Source organism: Bradyrhizobium sp. BRP23 (assembly GCF_020194135.1).
Taxonomy (GTDB): domain Bacteria; phylum Pseudomonadota; class Alphaproteobacteria; order Rhizobiales; family Xanthobacteraceae; genus Bradyrhizobium; species Bradyrhizobium yuanmingense.
In genome coordinates, this window is the sequence record NZ_JADYVW010000002.1 from 213,217 (window position 1) to 225,539 (window position 12,323).

Annotated in this window: 9 protein-coding genes; 1 reads left to right on the top strand and 8 read right to left on the bottom strand. The window is 65.5% G+C overall.

What is annotated here, in order from left to right; genetic code table 11:
* The 8 genes from I6F24_RS05315 to I6F24_RS05350 form a co-directional block, all read right to left on the bottom strand.
* The gene (locus I6F24_RS05315; protein WP_225151292.1) at positions 1-891 is read right to left on the bottom strand and encodes a crotonase/enoyl-CoA hydratase family protein; all 891 of its coding nucleotides are present in this window, start codon (positions 889-891) and stop codon (positions 1-3) included.
* A 161-nt stretch (positions 892-1,052) separates the two neighbouring features.
* Positions 1,053-2,471 carry an amidase gene (locus I6F24_RS05320; RefSeq protein WP_225151294.1) on the bottom strand — a complete coding sequence of 473 codons (1,419 nt, stop codon included), beginning with the start codon at positions 2,469-2,471 and terminating at the stop codon, positions 1,053-1,055.
* Entirely contained in the window at positions 2,464-3,636 is a 1,173-nt protein-coding gene (locus I6F24_RS05325; protein WP_225151297.1) for a M20 aminoacylase family protein, read from the bottom strand. The genes I6F24_RS05320 and I6F24_RS05325 overlap by 8 nt, the downstream gene beginning before the upstream one ends.
* A 14-nt stretch (positions 3,637-3,650) precedes the next feature.
* The gene (locus I6F24_RS05330; RefSeq protein WP_225151299.1) at positions 3,651-5,156 is read right to left on the bottom strand and encodes a M81 family metallopeptidase; all 1,506 of its coding nucleotides are present in this window, start codon (positions 5,154-5,156) and stop codon (positions 3,651-3,653) included.
* 230 nt (positions 5,157-5,386) lie between these two features.
* A complete protein-coding gene (locus I6F24_RS05335; protein ID WP_225151301.1) occupies positions 5,387-7,036 on the bottom strand; it encodes a dipeptide ABC transporter ATP-binding protein in 1,650 nt (549 codons plus the stop codon).
* A 129-nt stretch (positions 7,037-7,165) separates the two neighbouring features.
* Positions 7,166-8,053 carry an ABC transporter permease gene (locus I6F24_RS05340; protein ID WP_036029754.1) on the bottom strand — a complete coding sequence of 296 codons (888 nt, stop codon included), beginning with the start codon at positions 8,051-8,053 and terminating at the stop codon, positions 7,166-7,168.
* 18 nt (positions 8,054-8,071) lie between these two features.
* Positions 8,072-9,013 (bottom strand): ABC transporter permease, encoded by a 942-nt coding sequence (locus I6F24_RS05345; protein ID WP_036029753.1) that lies wholly within the window; start codon positions 9,011-9,013, stop codon positions 8,072-8,074.
* 221 nt (positions 9,014-9,234) lie between these two features.
* Positions 9,235-10,365 (bottom strand): M20/M25/M40 family metallo-hydrolase, encoded by a 1,131-nt coding sequence (locus tag I6F24_RS05350; protein ID WP_036015323.1) that lies wholly within the window; start codon positions 10,363-10,365, stop codon positions 9,235-9,237.
* A 267-nt stretch (positions 10,366-10,632) separates the two neighbouring features.
* Here I6F24_RS05350 and I6F24_RS05355 point away from each other — a divergent pair, with 267 nt between their 5' ends.
* Entirely contained in the window at positions 10,633-12,240 is a 1,608-nt protein-coding gene (locus tag I6F24_RS05355) for an ABC transporter substrate-binding protein (RefSeq protein ID WP_036015319.1), read from the top strand.
* Positions 12,241-12,323 lie beyond the last annotated feature (83 nt).

A 12,323-nucleotide genomic window follows, 5' to 3' on the forward strand; every position in this document is an offset into this window, starting at 1 on the left:
TCACTTGTACTCGCGCTCCGTCCACCACGGGAAGTAATCCGGCATGTCGGTCGACACCTTGTTCTTGAACTGCGCGGGACGCTTCTCCAGGAACGACACCACGCCTTCCTTGACGTCGTCCGAGCGGCCGCGGGCGTAGATGCCGCGGCTGTCGACCTTGTGGGCTTCCATAGGATCGTCGGCGCCCATCATGCGCCACATCATCTGGCGGATCAGCGCGACCGACACCGGCGCGGTCTTTGCCGCAAACTCCTTGGCGAGCGCTTGGGCGGTCGGCAGCAGATCATCGGGGGCCACGACCTTGCTGACGAGGCGGCCCGCAAGCGCTTCCTGCGCCGGGAAGACACGGCCCGAATAGCACCATTCCAGCGCCTGCGAGATGCCGACGATGCGCGGCAGGAACCAGCTCGAGGCCGCCTCGGGCACGATGCCACGCTGGGAGAACACGAAGCCGAACCGCGCGGCCTCCGAGGCGATGCGGATATCCATCGCGAGCTGCATGGTGACGCCGATGCCGACGGCCGGACCGTTCACCGCCGCGATCACGGGCTTGAGGCACTTGAAGATGCGCAACGTGACCTGGCCCCCGCCGTCGCGCACCTGCGGATCGCTATAGTCGACCTTGCCGTCGGCAAAACGCTTGACCGGCCCGCGCCGCGCGTCGCGGTCGAACGTGTCGGCACCGGAGGAGAGATCGGCGCCTGCGCAAAAACCGCGCCCGGCGCCGGTGACGATGATGGCGCGGACATTGTCATCCTTGTCGGCAGCGTCGAACGCGTCGATCAGTTCGGCTTGCATCTGCGCGTTGAAGGCGTTGAGCTTGTCGGGCCGGTTCAGCGTGATGGTGAGGATCTGATCGGCGACCTCGTACTTGATGGTCTCATACGCCATGGTGGTTTCCTTCCCTGTTTCTTTGTCGCTCTCTCTAGCACGTCATTCCGGGGCGCGCGAAGCGCGGGCCCGGAATCCATTTGTCCACATCAGTAATGCGGATGAGTGGATTCCGGGCTTGCGCCAAGAGGGCGCAACCCGGAATGACGAGCGAGCGTTTGTTACGCCGGCGGCTTCGGCCAGGGCCGCTGCGGGCCGCGCAGGCCTTCAAACGCCTTGGCCATGCCGAGCACGCCGATGTCGTCGAAGCGGCGGCCGATGATCTGCACGCCGATGGGAAAACCCCTGGCGTCGAAGCCGCCGTTGAGGGAGATCGCCGGGTTCTCCGACATATTCCACGGCACGGTATAGGCGATGTGCTCGAACGGCTTCATGGGATCGTTGGTCGGCGACGCCCATTCCGCCGGAAAGTTCACGTTCGGCGCGGTCGGCGAGATCACATAGTCCAGCTCGCAAAACAGCTTCGCCGCAGCCGCGCGGATCGCCATGGTCTGGTTGAAGCCGCGGATGACGTCGACGCCCGAGAGCTTGGCCCCGGACTCGCCCCACTTGAAGATATAGGGCAGCACCTTGGCCTGCTCGGCCGGCGTCAGCTTGGACAGATCGTCCCTCATCCGCGCGCGCCAGAAATTGTCGAGGCCGTCGAGCATCTCGCGCGTGAGGATGCCGTCGACCTCGGTGACGACGCTGCCTGCGGACTCGAATGCCTTCGCGGCCTTCACTGCGACCTCGCGCACCGGCTTCTCCAGCGCCAGGCCGCAGCCGGGATCGAGCATCAACCCGATGCGTAGTTTTCGCGGAGATTTCTCCAGCCCCTTCCAGTTCAGCAGCTCGGCCGGCAGGCTCATGCCGTCGCGGCGGTCGGGCTTTGCGATCGCGCTCATCATCAGCGCGCAATCGTCGACCGTGCGGGTCATCGGGCCTGCGACACGGCCGACATAGGTGGGGTCGATCGGCACTCGGCCAAAACTCGGCTTCAGGCCGACGAGGCCGCACCAGCCGGCGGGCAGGCGAACCGAGCCGCCGATATCGGTGCCGAGATGCAAGGGCCCGTAGCCGGCCGCGGCGGCGGCGCCTGCGCCGGCGCTGGAGCCGCCCGGGTTCTTGCTGAGATCCCACGGGTTGCGCGCGAGCGCATGGAACGAGGAGAGCCCGGAGGACAGCATGCCGTAATCGGGCATGGTGGTCTTGGCGAAGATGATGCTGCCGGCCTCACGCAACCGCGCAGCGGGCGGCGCGTCCTTCTCGGCCGGCATGAGCTTGACGCTGGCTGCCCCCAGCGGCACCGGCACGCCCTTGGTCGCGATGTTGTCCTTCACCGTCACGGGCACGCCGTCGAGCGGCCCGGAGGGCTCGCCGCCGGTCCAGCGCGCGGTCGAGGCCTTTGCGGCCTCGCGCGCGCCATCGGGGTCGAACGCATAGAGCGCCTTCAGATGCGGTTCCCACGCCGCGACGTGCGCGAGCACGTCCTCCAGCACCTCGCTCGGCGAGAATTGCTTGGCGCGATAGCCCGCGATCAGGTCGACCGCGGACAGATCGTGCAGCGAGGTGACCGCTTCCTCGACGCTCTTTTTATGCATTGCCACCCACCGGCATGCGCGTCTCGACGATGCGGGCGAACATGCTGGCACCGATCGGCAGGATCTTGTCGTCGAGCACGAAGCCGGGATTGTGCACGGGCACCGAGCCGTCATGGCCGACCCAGAAGTAAGCTCCGGGGATCGTCTCCAGCATGTCGGCGAAATCCTCGCTGCCCATCTTCGGCTGGATGCGGGTGATCACGTTGGCGGGATCGACGATGGTGCGCGCGACCTCCTCGACCACCTTGGACTGCTCGACCTGGTTGACCAGAACGCCGAACGTGTCGCGGATGTCGGCTTCGATCGTGCACTGATAGGCGGCGGCGATGCCGGCGCAGATGGTGCGGATGCGCTCGGCGATCAGGGCGCGGACCTCGTTGGAGAAGGTGCGGATGGTGCCGCACAGATGCGCATCGCCCGGAATGACGTTGTAGGCGGAGCCGGCATGGATCTGGGTGATCGAGATCACCGCGGCCTGCAGCGGGTCGACGTTGCGGCTGACGATGGTCTGGATCGCCTGCGCCAGTGTGGTCGCAATGACAACCGCGTCCTTGGAGCGCTCGGGCATCGCGCCATGCGCGCCGTAGCCGGTGATGCGCAGGTCGAAGAAGTCGGCACTGGCCATGGCCGGGCCCGGCAGGATCGCGATCTCGCCATGGTTGAGGTCGGGCGCGTTGTGCAGGCCGTAGAGCTCGTCGCAGGGAAATTTCTCGAACAACCCGTCCTTGATCATGGCGCGGGCGCCGCCGAGGCCTTCCTCGGCCGGCTGGAAGATCAGGTGCACGGTGCCGTCGAAGTTCCGGGTCTCGGCGAGATAGCGCGCGGTGCCGAGCAGCATGGTGGTGTGGCCGTCATGGCCGCAGCCGTGGAAGCGGCCGGGGATCTTCGAGCTCCACTTCAGATTGGTGTTCTCTTCCATCGGCAGCGCGTCCATATCGGCGCGAAGCCCGATGCGCTTGCTGCCCGTACCCTTGCCCTTGATGATGCCGATCACGCCGGTGCCGCCGAGGCCGCGATGCACCTCGATGCCCCAGCTCTTCAGCTTGTCGGCGACGATGCCGGAGGTGCGCACTTCCTCGAAGCCGATCTCGGGATGGGCGTGGAGGTCGCGCCTGATTGCGGTGAGCTCGTCGGCGTAGCCGTCGATGCGATCGATCGTGGGCATGTGGTCCTGTCCGGTTAGCGTGAGGGAGGCGTGAATACGGGGCCGTTCGGCTTGATGCGGATGCCCGGGCGCAGGCGCGTCCAGGGTAGCGAAGCGGTGTCGGCCGGCATCGCACCGGGCGCGGCACAGATCATCAGCTTCTCGGCGATCGGCTCGAAATCGGCGCGGAAATGCACCGAGCTCTTGTTGACCAGGATTTTCTGTTCGGTCGGCTCGATGCCGACATAGCGGTACATCGCCTGGTCGGCGAGCTGGGCCTTGTGCGAAGAGACGACGACGCGGACATCGCCGATGCGCAAGGCTGCGGACGGGCCCATCTCCATCTCGCGGCCGCCGTAATAGGGACCGGGCGCGATGAAGCGGCCGTCTGAGAGCTGCTCGACCACGAAGGTCTCGCGATAGGGCTCGTCGCCGGGGATGCCGGACTTGCCGCCGAGCGACAGCGTCACGGTGGCGCCGATGCCGGCTGCGTGCGCGGCCTTGGCCGATTCCGGATCGTAGATGGCGCCGGTTGCGGCACTCGCCTTGTTGCGCACCAGCGCACGGAGCATGCCCGTCGTATCGGAATCGCCGCCGGCGCCCGGATTGTCCTGGGTGTCGGCGATGATGATCGGCTTGCGCGCGCTCTTGGCAAGTTCCATGGCGTGGCGCACGCCGTCGTCGGGCGTCCAGATCTTGCCGTCGAAATCGTTCTCGTGGCTTTCGATCAGCTTCAGAAGCGCGTCGGCCGCACGATCGGCGTCGTGTTGCGTCTTGCCGTAGGCGAACACGCTGGGGCCGCAGTCGCGGAAATCGGCGGCGGGAAAGCCGGGCGCGAAAGAGAGGGTGGGAACGGCATCGCTCTCCAGCGCGGCGAGTCTTTCGTAGATGCCTTTGGTGGGCTGGTCGTTGGTGCACTGCCAGCTGATCGGGATCAGGAATGGCAATTGCCGGAAGGCCTTTGCGAAGCGCTGCTTCGTCTGCAGCAGCAGCGCGAGATGGCGCGCGCAGGCGCGGCCGGTCTCGGCCATGTCGACATGCGGATAGGTGCGGTAGGCGATCAGCGCGTCGGCATGCTCCATCATCTCGGGCGTGACGTTGGCGTGGAGATCGAGGCTGGTGACCAGCGGAACATCCTTACCGATGACGCGGCGCACGCGCGCCAAGATCTCGCCTTCGCCGTCGTCGAGATGCTCGGTCACCATCGCGCCGTGCAGGTCGAGATAGACGGCGTCGATCGGGCCGGCGGCGGCGATGCCGTCGACCATGACCTTCACGATGCGCTCGAATGCGTCTTCGGTGACATGCGCCGACGGGCTCGCCCCGCAGGCGATGGTCGGAACGAGTTCCCAGCCGTTCGCCTCGGCGCTGTCGACGAAACCGGCGAGCCCGACATTGATGCGGCGCATCACCTTCAACACGTCGGCACCTTCAGTCATCGCCGGCCAGCCGCCGCCATGCTGGAAGTCGGCGAATGTCGCCTTGGTCGGAGCGAAGGTGTTGGTCTCGTGCAGGAAGCCGCCGACGGCGATGCGTGTCATTCAGTTCAGTCCCGATTGAAAGTGCGCGACGTTAGCCTTGGCTCTGAGGAGAGGGCAAGGTGAGAGGCCATCGTGCCACGCATAGGGTCAGATCGATTTGGGAATGCTGCTCCGCCGTCATTCCGGGTCGCGCGTAGCGCGAGCCCGGAATCCATCGTGCGACAGAGTTCGCAGCCTGATGGATTCCGGGCTCATCGCTTCGCGATGCCCCGGAATGACGGCGGAGAGAGTTAAGCCGTAGCCCCCACGCCTTCAGCCACCGGCCGGAAGTTCGCAAAATCCCAACCCCGCCCGGGCGCCGCATCCAGCAGCGCCTTGGTGTAGGCCTCCTTCGGATGCGTCAGCACCTCGCCGGCGGGGCCCTGTTCCACGACGCGGCCGTGCTGCATCACCACCACCTCATCGCAGATCTGCGCGGCGACGCGGAGGTCGTGGGTGATGAACAGGATGGCGATGCCGAGCCGCTTCTGGATCTCGTCGAGCAGCTCCAGCACCTGCGCCTGCACCGAGACGTCGAGCGCGGAGACCGCTTCATCCGCGACCAGCACGTCCGGATCGAGCGCGAGCGCCCGGGCGATCGCGATGCGCTGGCGCTGGCCGCCGGAGAATTGGTGCGGATAGCGCGACACCGCATCCGGCGGCAGGCCGACCAGCTCGAGCAACTCGCGCGCCCGCTTCATCGCGTCGGCGTGCGCCACGCCGTAATTGACCGGGCCTTCGGCGATGCTCTCGCCGACGGTGACGCGCGGATTGAGCGAACGATAGGGATCCTGGAATACGATCTGGATCTTCTGCCGATGCGGCTGCAACAGGCGGCGCGAGATGTCGGCGATCTCGCGGCCGGCGAGGCGCACGCCGCCGGAGGTCGGATCGATCAGGCGCACGATGCAGCGCGCAACCGTCGACTTGCCCGAGCCGCTTTCGCCGACGATGCCGAGCGTGCGGCCCTTGCGCAGGGTCAACGTGACCTTGTCGGCAGCGACGACCTCGCGGCCTTTGCCGAAGAAGGCGCGCTCCTTGTAGACCTTGCTGAGCTCGTTGGCCTCCAGCACCACGGGCTCGCGGGTTTCCTCGCGCGGCGGGCGCGGCACCAGGCTCGGCACCGAGGAGAGCAGGTTGCGGGTGTATTCCATGGTCGGATTGCGCAGCACGGTCTCGAGCGGACCGGTCTCGACCAGCCGGCCCTGCCGCATCACCGCGACGCGGTCGGCGATCTCGGCGACCACGCCCATGTCGTGCGTGATGAACAGCACGGCGGTGCCGTGATCGCGCTGGAGCTCGCGGATCAGGGACAGGATCTGCTTCTGCGTGGTGACGTCGAGGGCGGTGGTCGGCTCGTCGGCAATGAGCAGCTTCGGCTCCAGCACCAGCGCCATCGCGATCATGATGCGCTGGCGCTGGCCGCCGGAGAGACGGTGCGGGTAGGAGGCGAAGATGCGCTCGACCTGGGGCAGGTGGACCTGCTCCATCATGTCGAGAATGCGCTTCCTGCGCGCTTTGGCATCGAGTTTGGTGTGTGCGCGGAGCACCTCGTCGATCTGGCGGCCGACCGGCACCACCGGATTGAGCGCGGTCATTGGCTCCTGGAAGATCATCGCCATCTTGGTCGCGCGGAGCTGGCGCAGGCGGCGGTCGGTGGCGGTGAGCAGCTCCTCGCCGACCAGCTTCACGCTGCCGCCGGTCGGCACCAGGGTGCCCTTCGGCAACAGGCCCATCGTGGTCAGCGAGGTCACCGACTTGCCCGAGCCGCTCTCGCCGACGAGGCACAGCGTCTCGCGCTCGCGCACCTGGATCGAGATGCCGTCGATGATGTTGGCGCCTTTCGGCTGCTTGCCGATGGAGACGACGAGATTGTTGATGTCGAGGATGGTGTCGGTCACGTCAATTCTCTCCGTCATTCCGGGGCGCGACAAAGTCGCGAGCCCGGAATCCATCGGGCCGCAGCACGCGTGGTGAAATGGATTCCGGGCTCGCGCTACGCGCGCCCCGGAATGACAACGCTACTTGTTTCACTTCCCCTCCCGCTGCTTCATGCGCGGATCGAGGGCGTCGCGGGCGGCGTCGCCGATCAGGTTGATGCTGAGGATGGCGATGGAGAGCAGCAGGCCCGGCCAGAAGATCAGCGACGGCTTGATCTGGAAGTACTGGCGGCCCTCGGCCATGATGTTGCCCCAGGTCGGCGTCTCCGGCGAGATGCCGGCGCCGAGGAAGGAGAGGATCGCCTCGGTCAGGATGGCGCTGGCGCAGATATAGGTGCCCTGGACGATCAGCGGCGCGATCGTGTTCGGCATCAGGTGGCGCCACATGATCTTCGGCAGGCTCGAGCCGACCGAGATCGCGGCCTCGACGTAAGGCTCCTCGCGCGCCGACAGCACGACCGAGCGGACCAGGCGTGCAACGCGCGGAATCTCGGGGATCGTGATCGCGATCAGCACGGTCCAGAGGCTGGCGCCGGACAGCGACACCACGGCGATCGCGAGCAGGATGCTCGGCATTGCCATCAGGCCGTCCATGACGCGCATCATCACGGAATCGACCAGCTTGAAGAAGCCGGAGACGAGGCCGATCGCCAGCCCGATGGCGATCGACAGGATCGCCGCACCGATGCCGATCAGAAGCGAGATGCGGCCGCCATAGATCACGCGCGACAACACGTCGCGGCCGTAGGCGTCGGTGCCGAGCAGGAACTGTGCGGAAGATGGCTTGAGCCGCTGCGACGGGGCGAGCTGGATCGGATCATGCGGCGCGATCAGCGGCGCGAGGATCGAGACCACCACGATCAGCGCGAGCAGGCACGTCGCGGTGGCGATGATCGGGGTCGAGGTGAGGAATCCGAATCGCGGCCGCAGCGGCGACGTGATCGGAATGGAGGACTGGGGAAGGGTATCGACCGACATTTTGTTCTTGTCCTTGCCTCAGTACCGGATCCGGGGATCGAGCAGGGTGTAGGCGACGTCGATGAGAAGATTGACGACGACGTAGATCAGCGAGGTCAGCAGGATCATCGCCTGGATCACCGGATAGTCGCGCGCCAGCACCGCATCGACGGTGAGACGCCCGATGCCGGGGATGTTGAACACGCTCTCGGTGACGACGACGCCGGAGATCAAGAGCGCAAAGCCGGTGCCGATCACGGTGATCACGGGCACGGCGGCGTTGCGCAGAGCATGGCGCATCATCACCGCAACCTCGTTGATGCCCTTCGCGCGCGCCGTTCGCACGTAGTCTTCGCCGAGCACGTCGAGCATCGCCGCACGCGTCATGCGCGCGATCAGTGCGACGTAGATGAAGGACAGCGCGCAGGTCGGCAGGATCATGCGCTCGAAGAACGGACCGAAGCCGTTGAAGATGCTACGGAAGCCCTGCACCGGCACCCAGCGCAGCTCGATCGCGAAGACCTGGATGAGGACATAGCCGACCACGAAAACCGGCACCGAGAAGCCGAGCACGGACAGACCCATCACGAAACGGTCGATCCAGGTGCCGTGCTTCCACGCCGCGATCACCCCCAAGGGAACTGCGACGATGACGGCGAGGATGATGGTGCACAGCGCGATCGAGATCGACGGCTCGACGCGCTGGCCGATCATCTTCATCACCGGCAAATTGGAGATCAGCGACGTCCCGAGGTCGCCGTGCAGCAGCTTGTTCACCCAGGTGACGAACTGCACGATCAGCGGCTCGTTGAGGCCGAGCGATTCGCGGATGCGCTCCAGCCGTTCCGGGGTCGCGTTGTCGCCGGCGAGGATCGCGGCGGGATCGCCGGGGGTGAGGCGGAGCAGGAGGAAAACGAACAGCGCGACCACGCCCATCACGGGCACGGCGGCGAGAATTCGGCGAAGGAGATATCCGAGCAAGTTGGATCCGTCAGTTTAGAGTCAAATTGGGCAGGGCTCTTCGGCCAGCCTGCCATCAGCCTAACATTTCAGCAATTCCCGTGCCACGAGGGCCACAGTTTTTGCGCTGCAGCCAATCTTCGTAGGGTGGGCAAAGCGGAGCGTGCCCACCTGCTTTCGGTCGGGAAAACGGTGGGCACGGCGCTTTGCGCCTTTTGCCCACCTACGGGATCGCTTCGCGATCACTCCAGCGTCGCCAGCAGCCCCGCCATCAGCCGTCCTCGCTCAGCGAGACTCTCGACTTCGATATACTCTTCGAGCGTGTGGACATTGCCGCCGCGCACACCGAGGCCGTCGAGCGTGGGGATTCCCATCGCGCCGGTGAAGTTGCCGTCCGAGCCGCCGCCGGAGCTTGCATGCGGTAATTCCATGCCGAGAGATTTGGCAATGCCGCGGGCCTTCTCGTACAGCGCCATGGTGCCGGCATTGGGCTCCCAGACCGGCCGCGTCACGCCGCGCGTGACCTTGAAGCTGACGTCGTTGCTGGTGCCGGACAACGCCAGCATCCGCTCGACGCCGCGGTCGAGATCGGCCTGGCGCTTGGCCATGGAGAGCGCCTCGCCCGTCGCCGTGGTAGCAACGCAATTGACCCATTGGCCGCCATGCACGACGCCGACCGAGAAGGTGCAGTCCTCCGTCGTCATGGCGTCGATCGCGAGGATCTGTCGCGCCATCTCGCGGATCGCCGAGCGTCCCGAGGACAGCGTCGCGCCGGCGTGGCTCGGCCGGCCCGTCGCTTCGAGGTTGAAGCGTGCGATGGCGTAACGTCCGGTGGTGACGCCGTTGTCGGCGCGGCCGGGCTCCGGCACCAGCACGTATTTGTTGCGCGCGGCTTCCGCCTCGATGATGTCGCGCGTGGAGGGCGTGCCGACTTCCTCATCCGGCGTGAACAGCACGGTGATCGGCAATGGGGTCGTGAACGAGGCGCGTGCCAGCTGGCGGATGGCTTCCAGCGAGAGGTAGTTGCCGCCCTTCATGTCGTAGATGCCGGGGCCATAGCACTTGTTGCCCTCGCGCCGCCATTTCAGCTTCTCGATGGTGCCGACCGGGTGGACGGTATCCATGTGCCCGGCGATCAGGATGCCGGGCTCGCCCTGCTTCGGATGGGGGAAACGCGCGCGGATGACCCCGCCGAAGCCCTGGCGGCCGGCGATGCGCTCGATCGTCGCACCCATGATCGCCATATCTCGCGCTGCGATATCGAGCATGCGGTCCACGGCACCGGCATCCCAGGTGGGGCTTTCGCATTCGATCCAGCCGCGCAGGCCTTCGAGCATGGCCTCGGAATCAAAGGGAAGATTGGCAGGATTCATCTCAATGTCTCTCAAGCTTGGAAAGATGGAACGCGCATTGCATTGGCGCGGACGGGACAAGCGGAGGGTGTTGTAGAGCCAAACCGATCTTTGTGGAGCCCGTGCGCGCGCCGCAAGGGCTTGCACCGAAACCGGATTGACGCGCTTCACCCTGTCTGCAAGTCTCGAAAGACGAAGGCATTGCATGAGGTTAGTTCGCCCAACGAACGAACCTCATGCTCAACCAATAACCTGCCTTTGAACAGTTTCACGTCAGGAGAACTTTCTATGTTCCACTTCATGCGCCGGGGGCCTCGCGCGTTCGCCTCCACACTTGCGCTGTCGGTCGTCGCGCTTTCGACCGCGCTGGCCTCGCCGGTGCTCGCGGCCGGCAAGACTCTCACGGCGGTGCTGCATTCGGATTTGCGCATCATCGATCCGATCTTCACCACGGCCTACATCACGCGTGACCACGGCTACATGGTTTACGACACGCTGGTGGCCACCGACTCGAATTTCAAGGTCCAGCCGCAGATGGCGGACTGGAAGGTCTCCGACGACAAGCTCACCTACACGTTCACGCTGCGCGACGGCCTGAAGTGGCATGACGGTGCGCCGGTGACCGCGGAGGACTGCGTCGCTTCGCTGAAGCGCTGGGCTGCGGTCGACGGCATGGGACAGAAGCTCATGGACTTCACCGCCAGCATCGAGGCGACCGACCCCAAGACCATCACGCTGAAGCTGAAGGAGCCCTACGGCCTGGTGCTCGACTCCATCGGCAAGCCGTCCTCGCGCGTCGCCTTCATGATGCCGAAGCGCCTTGCGGAGACGCCGCCGGACAAGCAGATCCCCGAGCAGATCGGCTCTGGTCCGTTCAAGTTCGTGCAGGGCGAATTCCAGCCCGGCGTGAAGGCGGTCTACGTCAAGAACACTGACTACGTGCCGCGCAAGGAGCCGGCGAGCTGGACCTCCGGCGGCAAGGTGGTGAAGGTGGACCGCGTCGAGTGGATCACCATGCCGGACTCGCAGACCGCGGTGAACGCGCTGCAGTCGGGCGACATCGATTTCATGGAGAACCTGCCGTTCGACATGCTGCCGGTGCTGGAAGGCAACAAGGAGCTCACCATCGAGGTCCTGAACAAGTTCGGCTTCCAGACGCTCGGCCGGATGAACTTCCTGCATCCGCCGTTCGACAACGTGAAGGTGCGGCGTGCTGCCTTGCTGGCCCTGAACCAGAAGGACGTGCTCGACGCGCTGGTCGGCAACGCCAAATATCAGAAGATCTGCGGCGCGTTCTTCATTTGCGACACGCCGCTCGCAACCGATGCGGGCTCCGAGACCCTGGTCAAGGGGAACGGCATGGCGCAAGCCAAGAAGGCGCTCGCCGAGTCCGGCTATGACGGCACGCCGATCGTCATCATGGCCCCTGGCGACGTCACGACGCTGAAGGCGCAGCCGATCGTTTCGGCCCAGCTGCTGCGCGAGGCCGGCTTCAAGGTCGACCTTCAGGCGACCGACTGGCAGACGGTGGTGAGCCGCCGCGCCAGCCAGAAGCCGCCGAAGGAAGGTGGCTGGAACATGTTCTTCACCAACTGGGTCGCGGCCGACGTGTCCAACCCGATCGCCAATCTCTCGATCGGCGGCCAGGGCAAGAAGGGCTGGTTCGGCTGGGCGGAGGACGCCAAGATCGAGCAGCTCAAGGACGCTTTCGTCCGCGCGGCCTCGGTCGACGATCAGAAGAAGATCGCCGCCGATATCCAGAAGCAGGCCTATGAGCAGGTGATCTACATTCCGCTGGGGCAGTATCTCATCCCGAGCGGCTGGCGCAAATCGCTGACGGGCGTGCTCGACGGCCCCGCGACGCCGGTGTTCTGGAACATCGACAAGAAGGAATAAAGCATGATCCGGAAAAGTGCGAAGCGGCTTTCCGGAAAGATCACGCGCAAACAACAACCTAAAGCGCGATGACGATCGTCCGA

Excerpts from the sequence above, each read along its gene's own strand:
- I6F24_RS05325 (WP_225151297.1), bottom strand. The coding sequence starts at position 3,636 with ATGCCCACGATCGATCGCATCGACGGCTACGCCGACGAGCTCACCGCA.
- I6F24_RS05320 (WP_225151294.1), bottom strand. The coding sequence starts at position 2,471 with ATGCATAAAAAGAGCGTCGAGGAAGCGGTCACCTCGCTGCACGATCTG.
- I6F24_RS05355 (WP_036015319.1), top strand. The coding sequence starts at position 10,633 with ATGTTCCACTTCATGCGCCGGGGGCCTCGCGCGTTCGCCTCCACACTT.
- I6F24_RS05340 (WP_036029754.1), bottom strand. The coding sequence starts at position 8,053 with ATGTCGGTCGATACCCTTCCCCAGTCCTCCATTCCGATCACGTCGCCG.
- I6F24_RS05330 (WP_225151299.1), bottom strand. The coding sequence starts at position 5,156 with ATGACACGCATCGCCGTCGGCGGCTTCCTGCACGAGACCAACACCTTC.
- I6F24_RS05315 (WP_225151292.1), bottom strand. The coding sequence starts at position 891 with ATGGCGTATGAGACCATCAAGTACGAGGTCGCCGATCAGATCCTCACC.
- I6F24_RS05350 (WP_036015323.1), bottom strand. The coding sequence starts at position 10,365 with ATGAATCCTGCCAATCTTCCCTTTGATTCCGAGGCCATGCTCGAAGGC.